16 protein-coding genes are annotated in these 18,451 nt (G+C 63.4%); 13 read left to right on the top strand and 3 right to left on the bottom strand.

The genetic code is table 11. The features are described from left to right. The 8 genes from nuoL to FHS84_RS11665 all read left to right on the top strand — a co-directional run bounded on the left by nuoL (nucleotide 1) and on the right by FHS84_RS11665 (nucleotide 8,771). Nucleotides 1-1,983: an NADH-quinone oxidoreductase subunit L gene (gene nuoL, locus FHS84_RS11700; RefSeq protein ID WP_166934378.1), complete on the top strand. Its 1,983-nt coding sequence runs from the start codon at nucleotides 1-3 to the stop codon at nucleotides 1,981-1,983. Between the two features lie 3 nt (nucleotides 1,984-1,986). Continuing rightward, nucleotides 1,987-3,534, top strand: a complete 1,548-nt coding sequence (locus FHS84_RS11695) for an NADH-quinone oxidoreductase subunit M (protein ID WP_166934376.1) — start codon at nucleotides 1,987-1,989, stop codon at nucleotides 3,532-3,534. Continuing rightward, nucleotides 3,531-4,967 (top strand): NADH-quinone oxidoreductase subunit NuoN, encoded by a 1,437-nt coding sequence (gene nuoN, locus FHS84_RS11690; protein WP_166934374.1) that lies wholly within the window; start codon nucleotides 3,531-3,533, stop codon nucleotides 4,965-4,967. Before FHS84_RS11695 ends, nuoN begins: the two co-directional genes overlap by 4 nt. Further along, nucleotides 4,964-5,698: a biotin--[acetyl-CoA-carboxylase] ligase gene (locus FHS84_RS11685; protein ID WP_166934372.1), complete on the top strand. Its 735-nt coding sequence runs from the start codon at nucleotides 4,964-4,966 to the stop codon at nucleotides 5,696-5,698. Before nuoN ends, FHS84_RS11685 begins: the two co-directional genes overlap by 4 nt. Nucleotides 5,699-5,705: 7 nt before the next feature. After that, nucleotides 5,706-6,479: a type III pantothenate kinase gene (locus tag FHS84_RS11680; protein ID WP_166934370.1), complete on the top strand. Its 774-nt coding sequence runs from the start codon at nucleotides 5,706-5,708 to the stop codon at nucleotides 6,477-6,479. Nucleotides 6,480-6,554: 75 nt separating this feature from the next. Beyond that, a complete protein-coding gene (locus FHS84_RS11675) occupies nucleotides 6,555-8,144 on the top strand; it encodes a ribonuclease J (protein WP_166934694.1) in 1,590 nt (529 codons plus the stop codon). 13 nt (nucleotides 8,145-8,157) lie between these two features. Then, entirely contained in the window at nucleotides 8,158-8,556 is a 399-nt protein-coding gene (mce, locus tag FHS84_RS11670) for a methylmalonyl-CoA epimerase (RefSeq protein WP_166934368.1), read from the top strand. After that, nucleotides 8,556-8,771: a DUF1467 family protein gene (locus FHS84_RS11665; protein ID WP_166934366.1), complete on the top strand. Its 216-nt coding sequence runs from the start codon at nucleotides 8,556-8,558 to the stop codon at nucleotides 8,769-8,771. Before mce ends, FHS84_RS11665 begins: the two co-directional genes overlap by 1 nt. Here the strand turns inward: FHS84_RS11665 and FHS84_RS11660 are convergent. Continuing rightward, nucleotides 8,768-10,096: an NCS2 family permease gene (locus FHS84_RS11660; RefSeq protein ID WP_166934364.1), complete on the bottom strand. Its 1,329-nt coding sequence runs from the start codon at nucleotides 10,094-10,096 to the stop codon at nucleotides 8,768-8,770. The genes FHS84_RS11665 and FHS84_RS11660 overlap by 4 nt on opposite strands. A 522-nt stretch (nucleotides 10,097-10,618) precedes the next feature. Here FHS84_RS11660 and FHS84_RS11655 point away from each other — a divergent pair. Further along, nucleotides 10,619-12,202 (top strand): hypothetical protein, encoded by a 1,584-nt coding sequence (locus FHS84_RS11655; RefSeq protein ID WP_166934362.1) that lies wholly within the window; start codon nucleotides 10,619-10,621, stop codon nucleotides 12,200-12,202. Nucleotides 12,203-12,209: 7 nt separating this feature from the next. Here FHS84_RS11655 and FHS84_RS11650 read toward each other — a convergent pair whose 3' ends face one another. Further along, nucleotides 12,210-12,845, bottom strand: coding sequence for a CPBP family intramembrane glutamic endopeptidase (locus FHS84_RS11650; protein ID WP_166934360.1), 636 nt, complete (start codon nucleotides 12,843-12,845; stop codon nucleotides 12,210-12,212). 141 nt (nucleotides 12,846-12,986) lie between these two features. Between FHS84_RS11650 and proS the strand changes: the two genes are divergently transcribed. The 3 genes from proS to FHS84_RS11635 are packed head-to-tail and all read left to right on the top strand — an operon-like array spanning nucleotide 12,987 to nucleotide 16,281. After that, complete coding sequence (gene proS, locus FHS84_RS11645; protein ID WP_166934358.1) at nucleotides 12,987-14,306, top strand: proline--tRNA ligase; 1,320 nt, start codon at nucleotides 12,987-12,989, stop codon at nucleotides 14,304-14,306. 6 nt (nucleotides 14,307-14,312) lie between these two features. Continuing rightward, nucleotides 14,313-15,572, top strand: a complete 1,260-nt coding sequence (locus FHS84_RS11640) for a lipoprotein-releasing ABC transporter permease subunit (RefSeq protein ID WP_166934356.1) — start codon at nucleotides 14,313-14,315, stop codon at nucleotides 15,570-15,572. Further along, on the top strand, nucleotides 15,565-16,281 hold the full coding sequence (locus FHS84_RS11635; protein WP_166934354.1) for an ABC transporter ATP-binding protein: 717 nt from the start codon (nucleotides 15,565-15,567) through the stop codon (nucleotides 16,279-16,281). Before FHS84_RS11640 ends, FHS84_RS11635 begins: the two co-directional genes overlap by 8 nt. Here FHS84_RS11635 and FHS84_RS11630 read toward each other — a convergent pair. Then, entirely contained in the window at nucleotides 16,278-16,967 is a 690-nt protein-coding gene (locus FHS84_RS11630; protein WP_166934352.1) for an aspartate/glutamate racemase family protein, read from the bottom strand. The genes FHS84_RS11635 and FHS84_RS11630 overlap by 4 nt on opposite strands. 96 nt (nucleotides 16,968-17,063) lie before the next feature. Between FHS84_RS11630 and FHS84_RS11625 the strand changes: the two genes are divergently transcribed. Beyond that, entirely contained in the window at nucleotides 17,064-18,440 is a 1,377-nt protein-coding gene (locus tag FHS84_RS11625; RefSeq protein WP_166934350.1) for an aminotransferase-like domain-containing protein, read from the top strand. Nucleotides 18,441-18,451: the final 11 nt, after the last annotated feature.

Genomic DNA, 18,451 nt, shown 5'->3' with positions numbered 1-18,451 from the left:
GTGCTCTACGCGATCCTCGTTTTCCTCCCCATCATCACGTCGGCGATTGCCGGCGTTTTCCAGAAATGGCTGGGGGCGCGGCCATCGGAGCTGCTGACCACCGCCGGGCTGTTCGTCAGCCTGGGACTATCGATCTACGCCTTCTACGACGTCGCCATTCTCGGTCATGCCCAGATCGTGCCGCTGTGGACCTGGATCTCGTCCGGCGATCTCACCGTCGACTGGTCCGTGCGCGTTGATACGCTCACCGCAGTTATGCTGGTGGTGGTGACGGGCGTATCGGCGCTCGTGCATCTCTATTCGATCGGCTACATGCACGACGATCCCGACCGGCCACGGTTCTTCTCCTATTTGTCGCTGTTCACCTTCGCCATGCTGATGCTGGTGACGGCCAACAACTTCGTGCAGGTGTTCTTCGGCTGGGAAGGCGTCGGCCTCGCGTCCTATCTGTTGATCGGCTTCTGGTACAAGAAGCCTACCGCCAATGCCGCCGCGTTGAAGGCGTTCGTGGTCAACCGCGTCGGCGACTTCGGCTTCATGCTCGGCCTGTTCGCGATTTTCTGGGTGTTCGGCACCCTCGATTTCGACGCCGTGTTCAAGGCTGCGCCTACGTTTGCCGGCAAAACGTTCGAATTCGCCGGCCAGCAGGTCGATATTCTCACCACCATCTGCTTGCTCTTGTTCGTCGGCGCGATGGGCAAGTCGGCGCAGATCGGCCTGCACACCTGGCTGCCGGACGCGATGGAAGGCCCGACGCCGGTCTCCGCCCTGATCCATGCCGCGACCATGGTGACCGCGGGCGTGTTCCTGGTTTGCCGCGCGTCGCCCTTGTTCGAACTGGCGCCCAATGCGCTCGCCTTCGTCACCTTCATCGGGGCTACGACGGCGTTCTTCGCCGCTTCGGTTGGCCTGTTCCAGAACGACATCAAGCGCGTGATCGCGTATTCGACCTGCAGCCAGCTCGGCTACATGTTCGTGGCCGCGGGCGTGTCGGCCTACGGCGCCGCGATGTTCCACCTCTTCACGCACGCCTTCTTCAAGGCATTGCTGTTCCTCTCGGCGGGCGCGGTGATCGTCGCGCTGCATCACGAGCAGGACATGCGCAAGATGGGTGGCCTCCGGAAACAGCTTCCGTTCACTTATTGGATGATGCTGATCGGCAATTTGGCGTTGACCGGCATCGGCATTCCGATGCTGGGCGTCGGCACCGCCGGTTTCTATTCCAAGGACGCGATCATCAATTCGGCCTATCTCGCCGGGACGCCGATGGGCCATTACGCCTTCTGGTTGACGCTGATCGCGGCGGGTATGACCTCGTTCTATTCCTGGCGCCAGTTCCTGATGACCTTCCACGGCCGCTATCGCGGTCTCGATCGTCACGAATGGGATCATCACCACGATCCGCATCATCATGCCCTCGCGCTGGAGGATGTTCACGAACCGGCCCGCACCATGCTGGTGCCGCTCGGCGTTCTGGCTCTCGGCGCGCTGATTGCGGGTGCGGCGTTCGTCCATTTCTTCATCGGTGATGCCGTGTTCTGGCGCGGTGCGGTGGCGCTGGCGTTTGGCCATCACGCAGAAGGCGAGCACGAAATTCCGGTGCTGATCGAATTCGCGCCGCTGATCCTCACGATCGTCGGCTTCGGTACCGCCTATTACTTCTACATTATGCGGCCCGAACTGCCGGCCCAGCTCGCCGCAAGGAAGGGGCTTCTCTACACCTTCCTCTATCGCAAATGGTATTTCGACGAACTGTACGATTTCCTGTTCGTGCGGCCGGCAAAATGGCTGGGGCGCCTGCTATGGAAGTGGGGCGACGGCAAATTCATTGACGGGTTGGGCCCGGACGGCGTTGCCGCCCGTGTTCTCGATGCCACGCGCGGCGCGGTGAAGCTGCAATCCGGTTACGTCTATCACTACGCTTTCGCCATGCTGATCGGCGTGGTGGGGCTGGCGACCTACTTCATGCTGGGGTGGAGGTAAGTCATGAACCACCTTCTCTCCATCATTATCTTCCTGCCGCTCCTCGGCATCGTCGCTATCCTGGTGACGCGGTCGAATGAGGCGGTGCGCACCACCACGGCCCGCTGGGTGGCCCTCGGCGTCACGCTGATCGATGCCGCGCTCACCATCTATATGTGGTCGCGCTTTGACGGTTCGTCTTCGGCGTTCCAGTTCGTCGAGCAGGCCGAATGGTTCGGCGCCGGCACCGGCATCACCTATCACATGGGCGTCGACGGCATTTCGATGTTGTTCGTGGTGCTGACCGGCCTGTTGATGCCGTTCACGATCCTGGCGAGCTGGGAATCGGTGAAGTCGCGCGTGCCGGAATACATGATCGCGTTCCTGGCGCTCGAAACCCTGATGATGGGCGTCTTCACCGCGCTCGATCTCTTCTTGTTCTACATTTTCTTCGAAGGCGGCCTGATTCCGATGTTCCTGATCATCGGCATCTGGGGCGGCAAGCGGCGCGTCTACGCCAGCTTCAAGTTCTTCCTCTACACGCTGCTCGGTTCGCTGTTCATGCTGCTCGCCATGCTGTGGATCTACTTCACGGCGGGCACCTCCGACATTCCGACCATTATCGAGACGGTACACTTCCCGGTTCAGGCGCAATACTTCCTGTGGTTCGCGTTCTTTGCCAGTTTCGCCGTGAAGATGCCGATGTGGCCGGTCCACACCTGGCTGCCCGACGCCCACGTCGAGGCGCCGACCGCCGGATCGGTGATCCTCGCGGCCATCCTCCTCAAGATGGGCGGATACGGGTTCCTGCGCTTCTCGCTGCCGATGTTCGCGAGTGCGTCGGAGGCCTTGGCGCCGTTCGTCTTCACGCTCTCCATCGTCGCCATCATCTACACCTCGTTCGTCGCTTTGGCACAGGAGGATGTGAAGAAGCTGATTGCCTATTCGTCGGTGGCCCACATGGGCTTCGTCACCATGGGCATCTTCACTCTGACACAGCAGGGCATCGAAGGCGGCGTGTTCCAGATGCTGAGCCACGGCGTCGTGTCGGGCGCGCTGTTCCTTTGTGTCGGCGTGATCTACGACCGCATGCACACCCGCGATATCGCCGCGTACGGCGGCCTCGTGAACCGCATGCCGATCTATGCCGCGGTGTTCATGGTGTTCGCGCTCGCCAATATCGGCCTACCGGGCACTTCGGGCTTCATCGGCGAATTCCTTACCATGGTCGGCGCCTTCCACGTCCAGACCTGGGTTGCGATCTTCGCCGCCACCGGCGTGATCCTGTCGGCGGCCTACATGCTGTACCTCTACTGGCGCGTGATCTTTGGCGAACTGGTCAAGCCGTCGCTGCAGGCGATCAAGGACCTCAGCTTGCGCGAAGCCGCGATCCTGGTACCGCTGGTAATCGCCACCCTCGTGATGGGCGTCTATCCCAAGTTCATCTTCGACATTACCGGCCCCTCGGTCGCTCACCTGATCAAGCAGCATCACACCGCCGTTGCCTATGACCGCGGCACGCTGCCTTCGTCCGTCAAGCTTGCCCAAAGCGCCACAAGGAGCGCGCCATGAACATCGCTCATGACCTCATTGTTCTGGCGCCGGAGTTGATCCTCGCGATCGGCTCGATGGCGGCGCTGATGGTAGGCGCGTGGCAGGGCGACAAGGCGACCCGGCTGGTCTCGATCCTGATGGCGGCGCTGATGGTGATCGCGGGCGCCGCTGTGTGCGTCGGCGTACCGGCCACGGCGTTCCACGGCGCGTTCGTGGTAGATGCGTTCTCGGGTTTCACCAAGGTGCTGATCCTCGGCTCGGCGGCGCTGTGCATCGTCATGGCGCAGAACTTCTTCGTGAAGGAGAAGATGGTCCGCTTCGAGATGCCGATCCTGATCGGGCTTGCCACCCTCGGCATGTTGGCCATGGTATCGGCCTCGAATTTTCTCGCGCTCTATCTCGGCCTCGAACTCCAGAGCCTCGCGCTTTATGTGCTCGCCGCGTTCCAGCGCGACAACACCCGTTCGACCGAAGCCGGCCTCAAGTATTTCGTTCTCGGCGCGCTTTCGTCGGGCACGATGCTGTACGGCATCTCGCTGATCTACGGCTTCACCGGCACCACCGACTTCAGCGGCGTGGCGCAGGTGATCGCGCAATCGGGCACCGGCATCGGTCTGATCTTCGGCCTTGTGTTCCTGATCTCCGGATTGGTGTTCAAGATTTCGGCCGTGCCGTTCCATATGTGGGCGCCCGACGTGTATGAAGGTTCGCCGACGCCGGTCACCGCCTTCTTCACCACTGCCGCCAAGGTCGCGGCCCTCGCGCTGACCATCCGCGCCGTAATGATCCCGTTCGCCCATGCCGTCGACGAATACCGCCAGATCATCGTGGTGGTGTCGGTCCTGTCGATGTGGCTCGGCGCCGTGGCGGCGATCGGGCAGCAGAACATCAAGCGCCTGATGGCCTATTCCTCCATCGGCCACATGGGTTATGCCCTGTTGGGTCTGGCCGCAGGAACGCAGGAAGGCGTGCGCGGCATGCTGATCTACATCGCGTTCTACGCCGTCACCAATATCGGCGCTTTCGTCTGCATTCAGGCGATGCGGCGCCACGGCGAGGCGGTCGAGAACATTTCCGATCTTGCCGGTCTCGCGCGGACGCGTCCCGGCTATGCCTTCGCGTTTGCGGCCCTGATGTGGTCGCTGGCCGGCTTGCCGCCGGTGGCCGGCATCGTCGCCAAGATCTATGTCTTCCTCGCCGCCATGCATGCCGGGCTCATCATTCCGGCCGTGCTGGGCGTGCTCGCGAGCTGCGTCGGCGCTTACTACTATCTGCGCATCGCCAAGGTGATCTACTTCGACGAACCGGCGAAGCCTCTCGATGCCGGGCTCGGCGGGCGCGGTATGGGCACCATCCTGACGCTGTCGACGGCGTTCACGCTGTTGCTCTTGGTGGTCCCGTGGGTGCTGGTCGGACCGGCCGCTGCCGCCGCACAGGCTCTGTTGCCTTGACGAGTTGGCCCCTCGGCTACCGTCTTCTGGAATTGGAGGAGGTCGACTCCACCAACGAGGAAGCGCGTCGCCGCGCCGCGTCGGGAGAGCCGGGGCCATTATGGATTACCGCCGCGCGCCAGACCAAGGGCAAGGGCCGCCGCGGACGGGTGTGGACGGCGCCGGTCGGCAATCTCTCCGCGACGTTGCTTCTGCGTCCCAGTCGGCGGGTGGTGGAATGCGCCCAGCTTTCCTTTGTCGCGGCCCTGGCGGCGGCCGACATGCTGGCGCTCCATGTCCCCGATGTGGCGCTCAAATGGCCTAACGATGTGCTGGTCGGAGGGCGGAAAATCGCCGGAATCCTGCTCGAATCCGAGGCCGCGGCGGATGGTACCGTCGCGTGGTTGGCGATCGGCATCGGCGTCAACCTGAAGGCGTTTCCCGACGACACCGAACTGCCGGCCACGGCGGTTGCTGCCCTAGGCCGCCCCGCACCGTCGCCGCAGGATGCGCTGCTCGACCTCGCTGACCGTTTCGCGAAGTGGTATGAGGCGTGGCGCGCGGCCGGCTTTGCACCCGTCCGGGAAGCTTGGCTCGCGCGCGCGCATGGATTGGGCGCGCGTATCCGTGTCCGTCTGGCGCGGGAAGAGACGACCGGTGTATTCCGCGACATCGACGATGCGGGTGCGCTGGTGCTGGCCTTGCCGGGCGGGGTGACACGAACGATCGCCGCAGGCGAGGTTTTTTTCTGAGGCTCTCATGCTCCTGGCCATCGACGCCGGCAACACCAATATCGTCTTCGCCGTTTGGGACGGCGATGCCATCCGCTGCGAATGGCGCGCGGTCACCAAGACAAGCCGTACGGCCGACGAATATGCGGTGTTCTTGAAGCCGCTGCTCGAGCTCAACGGCCTCAAATTTAGCGATTTCGCGGGCGCCATCATTGCCACCGTCGTGCCCGCGGCCCTGTTCGACCTGCGCCAGTTCTGCCGGCGCTATCTCAACATCGAAGCCGTCGTGGTCGGCGATCCGGCCGTCGATCTCGGCCTTAAGGTTCTGACGCTGCGTCCCGAAGCGGTCGGCGCCGACCGGCTGGTGAATTCGGTTTCGGCTCATGCGCATTACGGCGGACCGCTGATCGTGGTCGATTTCGGCACCGCCACCACGTTCGACATCGTCAACAAGGACGGCGATTACGAAGGCGGCGTCATCGCGCCCGGTATCAACCTTTCCGCCGAGGCGCTGCATAAGGCTGCCGCCATGCTGCCGCGCGTAGCCATCGCGCGCACCAATGCGGTGATCGGCAAGGACACCGTGCCGGCGATGCAGTCGGGCATGTATTGGGGCTATATCGGCCTGATCGAGGGCCTCATCGCGCGCATCAAGGCCGAATACGGCGCCCCCATGACGGTGATTGCGACCGGCGGGCTGGGGCGTGTCTATTACCGCCAGACGCCGGCCATCGATCATTACGACCCGGACCTCACGATCCGCGGCCTGGCTCAGATTTATGCGCGGAATAAGGTTGGGTAGATAGTGCCTCACAAGATCAACGACGACGACAACGAACTTGTCCTGCTGCCGCTCGGCGGCGCGGGCGAGATCGGCATGAATTTCAACGCCTACGGCTTCGGTCCCGACGACGATCGCAAGTGGATCATCGTCGATTGCGGTGTCCTGTTCGGGCGCGAGGGCGCCACGCCCGGCGTCGATCTCATCATGCCCGACATCTCGTTCCTGGCCGAACGGCGCGACGACGTGCTTGGCATCATCGCCACCCACGCGCACGAGGATCATATCGGCGCCATCGCGCTGTTGTGGCCGATGCTGAAATGCCCGGTTTATGCCACGCCGTTCACCGCCAGGCTGATCGAAGGCAAGCTGGACGAGGCCGAGCTCATCGGCAAGGCCAAGCTCAAGGTGGTGCCGCCGCACGGCAAGCTGAGCCTCGGCCCGTTCGAGATCGAACTCGTCTCGATTACGCATTCCATTCCCGAGCCCAACGCAATCGCGATCAAGACGCCGCTCGGCACGGTGGTGCATACCGGCGACTGGAAGATCGATCCCGATCCGGTGGTCGGCAAGAAGGCCGACATCGGCCGCTTCAAGGCGTTGGGCGACGAGGGCGTTTTGGCGCTGGTGTGCGACTCCACCAATGCGTTGGTAAAGGGCCGCTCCGGCTCGGAAGCCGAGGTGAAAAAACATCTCACCGAACTGATCGGCACGATCAAGGGCCGCATCGCGGTAACGGCGTTCGCGTCCAATGTGGCGCGGCTCGACACCATCGCCAAAGCCGCCAAGATGCACAAGCGCCATGTCGTGCTGGTCGGACGCGCCATGCACAAGATCGTGCAGGCGGCGAAGGAAACCGGCTATTTGCAGGACTTTCCTCCGACCATCGATTTCGAGGATGCCGAGGACATCGCGCCTCACAAGGTGCTCTATCTCTGCACCGGCAGCCAGGGCGAGCCACGTGCCGCGCTGCCGCGCATTGCGTCGGGCGAACACGCGGTCAAGCTCGGGCCCGGCGACACGGTGATTTTTTCCTCGCGCGTCATTCCCGGCAACGAATTGCCGATTTTCGAACTGCATAACAAGCTCGCAACCATCGGCGTCGAGGTGCTGTCGACCGAGGATCATTTCGTCCATGTTTCCGGCCATCCCGCGCGCGACGAACTCACCGAAATGTATCGCTGGGTGCGGCCCAAGATCGCCGTGCCGGTGCATGGCGAGACGCGTCACCTTCATGCCCATGCTGCGCTCGCCAAGTCGCTGCAGGTGCCGCAGGTGGTCACTATCGAGAACGGCCAGATGCTGAAACTAGCGCCGGGCAAGGCGTCGGTGATCGATGAAACGCCGTCGGGCCGCATTCATCTCGATGGGACCGTGCTGGTCGCCGAAGGCCTCGGCTTGGCGCGCAAGCGCCGTGCGCTCGGTTTCGCCGGCATGATCGCGATCACCCTCGTGCTCGACGAAAAGAACCGCGTCGCCGCCGATCCCGGCATCATCCTGGAAGGCATGCCCGAGCCGGTGCACGAAGCCGTACGCACTGCGGTCGATAAAGCGCTGGACCGTCACAATCCAAGGAAGAACGACGAGGGCGATTTGCGCGAGAGTGTCCGCCGGGCCGCCCGCCGCGCCGCCGAAGACGCCTGGGGCAAGAAGCCGGTAACGCGGGTGGAAGTGGTGACGGTTTAGCAGGAGGATTTCGATGATCGGCCGTTTGAACCATGTCGCCATTGCCACCGCCGATCTCGAGAAATCCGCTGCGGTCTATCGCGATCTGCTCGGCGCCAAAGTGTCGGCGCCGCACGCGTTGCCGGAACACGGCGTGACCGTCGTATTCGTCGAATTGCCGAATACCAAGATCGAACTGTTGCAGCCGCTCGGCGACAAATCGCCGATCGCCGCCTATCTCGAAAAGAGCCCGTCCGGCGGCATGCACCACGTCTGCTATGAGGTGGACGACATCGCGGCTGCGCGCGACAAGCTGGCGGCGGCCGGCGCCCGCGTTCTGGGCGATATCAAGATCGGCGCCCACGGCAAGCCGGTCGTGTTCCTCCATCCCAAGGATTTCGTCGGCACGCTGGTCGAGTTGGAGCAGGCGTGATGGTCCACGGCGCCATCCTCGTCAGCGCCTTCGCCATCGCCTGGTTTCTCGCTTTCTTTTGCCTTTTGCCGGTGGGGTTGGGCGAGGTCGACCGCGAGACGGGCGCTCCCAAACGCGCGTACCTTGGTCGCAAAGCCCTGATCGCCTCCGGCATAGCCGTAGTGTTGTTCGCAGTGTTCTATGCGCTGATCGCGCTGAAGGTCTTCGACCTCTAGCCCGCACTTCCCCCAAAATTCTGCGCGTCCATGACGATCTTGGCGATGAAGGCCAGCGCGATCACCACCACGGCGGCGTTCAGATCCTTCCAGCGTCCGGACACCGCCTTGATCGCGACATAGGCGATAAAGCCGATGCCGATGCCCGAGGCGATGGAGTAGGTGAAGGGGATCGCCAAGGCCGTCAGCAGCGCCGGGGCGGCTTCGGTGAGGTCGTCCCAGTTGATCTCCTTGAGCCCGCCGACCATCAGCACGGCCACGAAGATCAGCGCCGGGGCCGTGGCATAGGCCGGCACGGATGTAGCGATCGGCGAGAAGAACAGCGCCAGCAGGAACAGCACGCCGACGACCACGGCCGTCAGGCCGCTGCGTCCGCCCGCCTGGATGCCGGCCGAGCTCTCGATATAGGCCGTGACCGGCGAGGTGCCGCAGGCTGCGCCCAGCATCGAACCGACCGCGTCGGTGGTCAGCGCTTTGCGTGCATTCGGCAGCTTGCCGTCCTCGGTCGTCAGCTTGCCTTGATAGGCCACGGCCGTCAGCGTGCCCGAAGTGTCGAGCATCATCACCAGAAGGAACACCAGCACCGTCGAGGCCACGATACCTTCGGCCGTGCTGCCGGGATCGAAATGGAGCTGGAACAGCGTCGGCGCCATCGACGGCGGCAGCGAAGTAATGGCGCCCGGAACGGGCTGCAGTTCGAAGGCAAAGGCCAGCACGGTAACCAGAATGATGCCGATCATCACCGCGCCGATCACGCGGCGGGCCGCCAGAGCGAAGATCACGATGAAGCCGAGCGCTGCCAGAAGCACGCGCGGATCGGACAGCGATCCGGCCGTGAGCAGGCTGTTGGAGCCGTTCGAGGTCACGATGCCGGCCTGATGCAATCCGATCAGCGCCAGGAAAAATCCGATGCCCGCGGCGATCGACAGTTTCAGCGAACGGGGCAGGGAGTTGATCAGCCACTCGCGCGCTGGCGTAATCGAGATCGCGACGAACAGTGCGCCCGCCAGGAAAACGCACCCGAGCGCCAGCCGCCAATCGTAATTGAGGGCCGGCACCACGGTGAAGGCGAGGAATGCGTTGAGCCCCATGCCCGGCGCCAGCGCCACCGGCAGCCGCGCCCAGAGGCCCATCAGGATCGTGGTCAGCGCCGAGGCCAGACACGTCGCCACGAACACCGCGGAACGATCGAGCCCGCCGTTCGACAGCACGTCCGGATTGACCACCACGATATAGGCCATGGTGAGAAAGGTCGTGATCCCCGCCACCACCTCGCGCCGTACGGTCGTACCGTGAGCCTGAAGCCCGAAATACCGTTCGAACATGTTTTCCCCCGCCGCTGCGTAGGGCGAAGCTAGAGCGCTTTTCAGGAAAAGTGGAGCCGTTAGCGACAGCGTAAGGCGGCGGTTTTCCGTCCGAAAGCGCGACAGTCAAAACGTCTGATGTGGGAAGGATGAAAGGCGTTCCGGTGCCCCGGAAATGCGAAAGGCCGGGCTTGGCCCGGCCTTTCTTCCGCAGGGTCCCCCCCGACGGATACCTCTCCCCGAACTTGGCCGTTCACGAGCGAAACGCGGGCCTTTTGTTCGTTTTATGTGGGTGTTTCTGTAGTGGAATTTCACATACTTGTCACGTTCGAATGTGGCCGAAATCTGCACTCTTGAAAGAATATTCGACACCCCTGTGGCTATAACATCGCGCCTGGCAGCGCTGTCATTTTAAAGCCTCTAAAGTGCTGCTTTAGGTAACCGGTAGCAATCAATCCGCTTCCAACTTGGCTTGACGGACGCGCCTTGGAACCGCAGCCTGAGACCATGCGTAGGTGGGCGGGGTTTGCACTGGGGCTGACTATGATTCTCTCGGCAGCGCACGCGGGAGGGACATGGCGCATCACCAAAGATCATTGGTCGGCCGCGGACGAGGCGGGCTTTTCGCGCTTCGTGGCAGCGATCGGCGCGTCCAACTGTTCGTCGTCTGAAAGCTGTCTGCGCGATCCGGCCAATCCGTTCCGCGCCACCGACCAGAAGTTCCTCGACATCGATACCGATTGTGCCAAGTGGCCGTATCTCTTGCGCGCCTATTACGCCTGGAAGAACGGTCTGCCGTTTTCGTTCGTCGACGGCTATGCCGGATCGGGCGACGACAAGCACAACACCACCGGCAATCGCCCCACCAGCCGGCGCGCCTTCATCGACCGCGGCGAGGGGATCAACGGTCCTGCGGCCGTGCGCGAAGTGATCGAGACGGTGAACTCGGCAACCTACCGATCCGATGTGACCCAAACGACTGGGGTGCTACCAGACTTCTACGCGCCCGCCATCCAGCCCGGCACGATCCGTCCCGGCACGGTGATCTACGACACAAACGCCCATGTCGGGATCGTCTATAAGGTCGATGAGGATGGCCGCATCTACTACATGGACGCCCATCCCGATTTCACCATCACCCGCAGCGTCTACGGTGCGCAGTTCGGGCAAAGCCCGTTGAAACTCGGCGGCGGTCTCAAGAACTGGCGTCCGCAGGTCTTGAAAGGCGCCAAGGACGACGGCGAGGGCTATCTGATCGGCGGCCGCATCGTGCTCACCGGCAACGACGAGATCGAGGACTTCTCGCTGGTCCAATATGTCGGCACCGAGCCGAACCCGTCGCAGAGCCCGAAGAAGGCGCGCTTCGTTTATGACGACGAGGAGATGGGGCTCTACACTTATGTCCGCACCGCGATGAGCGGCGGCAAGACGGAGTTCAATCCGCTGCACGAACTGCGCGTCTCGATGCGGAACCTGTGCCGCGATCTCAAGGACCGCGCCAACACCGTGAACCTCGCAATCTCCGAACACATCCAGGACAAGCCGCATCCGTCGAGCCTGCCGGAAAATCTGTTCGATGCCTGGGGCGATTGGGAGAACTACGCCACGCCGGCGCGCGACGCGCGCCTGCGCGAGGGCTTCGCCCAGTTCTATTCCCACATGGCGCGGATCATCGATCTCTGGGTCAAGCGCGATCCGCGCATCGCCTATGAGGGCACCGATCTGCGCGCCGATCTGCTCGCCGCCTACGACACGCAAAGCCAAGCCTGCGATCTGACCTATCTCAGCACGGACAAACGGCCGGTGCCGCTCCATCTTGGCGACATCGAAGCCCGCGTCTATGCCATGAGCTACGATCCCTACGATTGCATCGAGCTGCGGTGGGGCGCGCAAGGGGCGGAACGCGACGGCTGCACCAACGGCGAGAAGAAGATGCGTTGGTACGCAGCCCAGCAGCGCTTCCGCCAGATGCAGTCCCGCGATTTCTTCGCCGGTTACGAGCTCGAAGACCTTGAGCGCAAAGCCGCCAAGCCGATGCCCCCGCCGCCGCCGGTCGACGTGCGGGCGCTGATCGCCAACATGTCCTATCAGGTGCCGCTGGAACCGATGCGGCCGGTAGGACGGTGAAGGCGCTTCACCCCCTGAGCAGCAGCCCAAGAGCATCGATCAGCCAGTGCGCGACCATGTTGGAGAGCAGATCGCGGCGCCAGAAATAGAGCAGGGTCATCACCGCTGCCGACGTGCCCACACCGCACAATTGCAGCCATCCATAGCCATTCAGATGCGCTCCTACAAATATCAGGTAGGTTGCGATTCCGGCCAGCCAGGGCGAACCGGTCAATTCCTGCAGCCGTTCGATGCCATAGCCGCGGAATAGCGTTTCCTCAACAACGGCGGCGCGGGTCACGAGCAGAAACCGGAGCCAGAACGGGAGATGGTAGAGCTCCTTCTGTCCATCGGGGAATTCCTTCAGATGCAGCGCCGAAAACAGGGCCCACAAAACCAAGGCCGCGGCCACCACGATCGCCACGACGGCCAAGGCACCGTACGCCAGGGTCCGCCAGGTGGGGCGCTTGATGCCGATGGAGGCAAGCGGGCGCCGCTCGACGAGCAAGACCCAGGCAATGATCAGGAGCCAAAGGCCCCAGAAGTAGCCCTCCCGGAGAAGGTCGTGCGGAATGCCGGGTATCGCCGGTAGGAATCTGGTCAGTCCCGCCGCCGGGATGATCAATGCGAATACCAGTCCGACCCAAGAAATTGCCCGCCGCATTGGGGTCCCCCTCGCTGCACGGGGGAAGTGGGTACCGGCACTCGCTTCTTCAATGCGTCGTATCGGTCCATTTGCCCCGCGGGCCCGGTGCGCTTATGAAGGGGGCCTCACGTCGACCGACTTATCCCCAGGATATCCACAATGCGTCTTTCCCGCTTTTTCCTCCCCGTTCTCAAGGAAACGCCGTCCGAGGCGCAGATCGTCTCGCACCGGCTGATGCTCCGGACCGGCATGATCCGCCAGGAAGCTGCCGGCATTTATGCCTGGCTGCCGCTCGGCCACCGGGTGCTGCGCCGTATCCAGCAGATCGTGCGTGAGGAAATGGACCGGGCAGGGGCGGTGGAAATCCTGATGCCGACGCTGCAGTCCTCCGATCTTTGGCGCGAAAGCGGCCGCTATGACGCCTACGGCCCCGAGATGCTGCGCATCACCGACCGCCACGAGCGCGAACTCCTCTACGGGCCGACCAACGAGGAGATGGTCACCGATATCTTCCGGGCCTATGTGAAGAGCTACAAGGCGCTGCCGCTGAACCTCTATCACACGCAGTGGAAATTCCGCGACGAAGTCCGCCCGCGGTTCGGCGTGATGCGCGGCCGCGAATTCCTGATGAAGGACGCCTACAGCTTCGACATCGACAAGGCCGGCGCCCGTCGCGCCTATAATCGGATGTACGTGGCCTATCTGCGCGCCTTCGATCGCATGGGCCTCGTCGCCATTCCAATGCGCGCCGACACCGGCCCGATCGGCGGCGATCTTTCCCACGAATTCCACGTTCTGGCCGAGACCGGCGAAAGCCAGGTCTATCTCGACAAGAACCTGCTCACGATGCCGATCCCGCCGGTCGATATCGACTTCGACGGCGACCTCGAACCCATCGTGCAGGCCCGCTCGGCGATGTATGCCGCGACCAGCGACGTCCACGATCAGGCCCGCTTCGAAGCCGAAGTGCCGGAAGAGCGCCGCATGTCCACGCGCGGCATCGAAGTCGGCCAGATCTTCTATTTCGGCACCAAGTATTCCGCCCCGATGAAGGCAGTGGTGGCCGGTCCCGACGGCAAGGACGTGCCGGTGGAAATGGGCTCCTACGGCATCGGCGTGTCGCGCCTGCTCGGCGCCATCATCGAAGCCAGCCACGACGACGCCGGCATCATCTGGCCGGAGCCGGTGGCGCCGTTCGACATCGCGCTGATCAATCTCAAGACCGGCGACGCCAAGACCGATGCGGCTTGCTCCGGTCTTTACGAGAAACTCGAGAACGCCGGTAAGGAAGTCCTCTACGACGACCGCGACGAGCGTCCCGGCGCCAAATTCGCCACCGCCGAGCTGATCGGCATTCCGTGGCAGGTGGTGGTCGGTCCGCGCGGTCTCGAAAAGGGCGTGATCGAGATCAAGAACCGCGCGACGGGCGTCAAGGAAGAACTGTCCGCCGAAGAGGCTGTCAACCGGTTCGTGAAGTAGGCCATCATGAAATCCACCCGCCCGTTTTCGCCGTTCGAATGGATGCTGGCGTTGCGTTATTTGCGCGCCAAGCGGGCGGAGAGTTTCATTTCGATCATCTCGGTCATCTCGCTGGTCGGCATCGCGCTCGGCGTGGCGGTGCTGATCATCGTTATGGCGGTGATGAATGGGTTCCGTCACGACCTGATGGGCCGCATTCTGGGCATCGACGGCCATATCATGGTGCAGTCGGCGTCAGGCCAACCGATTTCCGATTACGATGCCTTGGCCGCCCGCATCGCCAAGGTCAAAGGCGTGACCCACGTTACGCCGATGGTACAGGGCTTTGCGGCGGTCGATGCCAATGGCGTCGCCACTGGCGTGCAGATCCGGGGCATTCGGCGCGCCGATGTCGAGGCGCTGACCATGGTGTCGAAGTCGCTGCCGCCCGCCGCCTTGCGGGCTTACGGCGAGGACACCGTGCTGGTCGGTGCGCGGCTGGCCCAGCGCATGGGCCTCTATCCCGGTTCGGACATTAAGATTCTCGGCTTGCACGGCGACGTAACGCCGTTCGGCACCATGCCGCGCGCCAAGGTCTATTCGGTCGCCGGTCTCTTCACCATCGGCATGAGCGAGTACGACAAGACCATCATCTACATGCCGTTGTCGGAAGCGCAGATGTTCTTCAACTACGGTGATGCCGTGCCCAGCCTCGAAGTGATGACCATCGATCCCGACAAGGTCGACGGCATCGCGGCGAACATCGAAAAGGTGGTCGGCAGCGGCGTGCGCGTGCTGACCTGGCGCGACACCCAGTCCACCTTCTTCGATGCGGTGCAGGTAGAGCGCAACGTGATGGCGCTGATCCTGACCCTGATCGTGGTCGTCGCTGCGCTCAACATCGTGTCCGGGCTTTATATGCTGGTGAAGGACAAGTCGCCCGATATCGCCATTCTGCGCACCATGGGCGCCACGCGCGGCGCGGTGATGCGCGTGTTCCTCATCACCGGCATGAGCATCGGCGTTTCCGGCACGTTCATCGGCTTCCTGATCGGCGTTCTGTTCTGCAAGAACATCGAGGCGATCCGCCAGATCCTGATGAAGCTGACCGGCACCAATCTGTTCAATCCGGAAATCTACTTCCTCTCCCACATGCCGGCGCTGATGGACCCGCTGGAAGTGGCGGTGACCGTGTTTGTGGCCTTGCTGCTCAGTTTCCTTGCCACGCTCTATCCGGCTTGGCGGGCGGCACGGCTCGATCCGGTGGAGGCGCTGCGCTATGAGTGATCCCAGCATGGAAGCCGCTCTCCGCTTCGAGAACATCGTCCGCATTTTCCGCGAAGGTCCCGGACAACTCGAAATCTTCCGCGATGCGTCGGCGGCCCTGGTGCCGGGCGAGATCGTGGCGCTGGTCGGCCCCTCGGGCGCCGGCAAGTCGTCGCTGCTGCACATCGCCGGGCTGCTCGAATCCCCGACGTCGGGCGACATTCTCATCAACGGCCAGTATGTGGCGGCGATGAGCGACGACGAGCGCACCCGCATCCGCCGCGAGACCATCGGCTTCGTCTATCAGGCGCATCACCTTCTGCCGGAATTCACCGCGCTCGAGAACGTCGTCATCCCGCAGATGATCGCCGGCACGAAGCGCAAGGACGCCGCGGTGGAAGCCTTGCGTCTGTTGACCGTGATGGGGCTCGAAGGCCGCGCCGACCATCGCCCCGCGCAACTGTCCGGCGGCGAACAGCAGCGCGTCGCCATCGCCCGCGCGCTGGCCAATCATCCGCGCATCTTGTTGGCCGATGAGCCGACCGGCAATCTCGATCCCAAGACGGCTGCCGGCGTGTTCGATGCACTGGTCACGCTGGTGCGCTCGGAAGGCGTCGCGGCCCTGATCGCCACGCACAATCTGCAACTGGCGGCCAAGATGGACCGCGCCCTCGTTCTGCACGAAGGCCGTTTGCTGGATGCTGGTAAACTCGGAGCGCCGGCGGTTTAAGCCGCCATCGCCCAATCGATCGCGTAGCGGCAGTGCAGGTCGATGCTCGATAGCAGCGGCAACGGCGCATCGGTCAAGAGCACCGGCAGTTCGGTGCAGGCGAGCAGCACGCCTTCGGCGCCGTGCCGCTTCAGCTTTTCGATGATGGCAAGGAACGCGGCCCGATCCTCGTCGGTGTAGACGTCGCGGCACATGCGCGTGAAGATCGCGGTGTCGATGAAGCGGCATTCGTCGTCGCTCGGGATCAGCACCTCGGCGCCGCTCTTGTCGGCGATGCGGCCGCGATAGAAATCTTCCTTCATGGTGTGCCACGCACCCAGCAAGGCCACTTTCTGATAACCGCGCGTCTTCACTTCGGCCGCCAGGGCGTCGCCGAGATGGAGCAGGGGAACCGGGACCGCACTCTGGACGGTGGGGGCCATGCGATGGATCAGGTTCGAGCACATCACGATGGCTTCGGCGCCCGCCGCTTGCAGCTTGGTGGCCGCGCCCGACAGGATCGCGGCGGCATCGTCCCAGCGGCCCGAATGCATCGCCCCTTCGAGGTCGGCGAATTCCACGTTGTAGATCACCATGCGCGCGCAATGCAGCCCGCCCAACCGCCGCGCCACTTCCTCGTTGAGGATGCGATAGTACTCGATAGTCGAGGTCCAGCTGGTGCCGCCGATCAGGCCGATGGTCTTCATGGTAATCTCTGATGTGAACGCGTGACGGCAGGATGCTTTACCCGCCGAGCATTCCGGTGCAATTGTTCTATTGCTGGCCGAACAATTCGGAATTGTATGACGCACAATCCCTACCGCCTCGATTGGCTGCCCGATCTCAACGGCCGGACCGGTGACGTTTACCAAGCCATCGCGGACGCCATTGCCGACGATATCGCCTCGGGGCGGCTGAAACCGGGCGCCCGGCTGCCGCCGCAACGCCTCCTGGCCTACACGCTGGGGCTCAACCCTGGCACGGTGAACAAGGCCTACCGGCTGGCGATGCGGCGCGGCCTTCTGTCGGGCGAAGTGGGGCGGGGCAGCTTCGTGCGCGGCAGCGCCGGCGGCATTTCGTGGCCAAACGAGAACCCGTACGCCCGCGCCATCGATTTCTGCGACAACTATCCGTGCGCGATCAAGAACGCCGCGCTGATCGGCCGCCAGCTCGATGCCGTGATGAAGGCGCCATACTTCGCCGAGCTTTTGCAGTACCAGCAGAACAGCGCCTGGGAGGGTCATCGCACCGCCGCGGCCGCCTGGGTGTCGCGCTTCGGCGTGGCGGCCGAGCCGCGCACCACATTGATCTGCTCCGGCGCGCTGCATGCCGGTTTCCTCAGTCTGATGACCCTGTGCCGGTCGGGCGACACGATCCTGGCCGAGGAATTCACCTCGCAGGCGCTGAAAGGCGCGGCCCAGAAGCTGAAACTGAAGCTGCTCGGCATCAAGATGGATCGCCAGGGCTTAGTGCCGGATCACCTCGAAAGTCTGCTGAAATGCAATAAGGCGGCGGCGGTCTATCTGGTGCCGACTCTGCACAATCCGACCGCGACACTGTTGTCGCTCAGTCGCCGCAAGGCGGTGGCCAAAATCCTCGAGCGCCACGGCGTGCCGCTGATCGAGGACGACATCTTCGCCCCGCTGTTGGAGGACCCGCTGCCGCCGATCGCCAGCTTCTTGCCCGGCGCGGCGTTCTACATCGCCGGGCTGTCGAAGGCGCTGGCGCCGACCTTGCGGCTGGCGTTCCTCTCGGTGCCGGAGCGCTTCTACCAGGATGCGCTGGCGAACTTGCGCATCACCAGTTGGCTGGCGTCGCCGCTGCTGATGGAGTTGGCGGCCAACCTCATAGCCCATGGCGACGCCGACAAGCTCATCAAGGACCAGCGTGCCGAGATCAAGCGCCGTCAGGGCGCGGCGCGCGACACCCTTGGCGATTTCGACCTCTCGCTGCATCCCAACGCGCCCCATCTCTGGCTCAAACTGCCGGCGCCTTGGCGCGCTGCCCAGTTCAAGGACGATCTTGCCCGGCGCGAGGTGCTGGTGGAGGCGACCGATGCCTTCGTGGTCGACCGCGGCAATCCCACCCACGCCATCCGCATCTGCCTCGGCACGCCGCCGACCTTCGAGCGGGTGCGGGAAGGGCTCGGCATCATCCGCGATACGCTGGCGGGAGCATGAAGCGCCGGGAC

The organism is Rhizomicrobium electricum, assembly GCF_011762045.1.
GTDB lineage: Bacteria > Pseudomonadota > Alphaproteobacteria > Micropepsales > Micropepsaceae > Rhizomicrobium > Rhizomicrobium electricum.
Note: the sequence above shows the minus strand (reverse complement) of the source record. Positions and strands in the feature narration are given on the sequence as shown.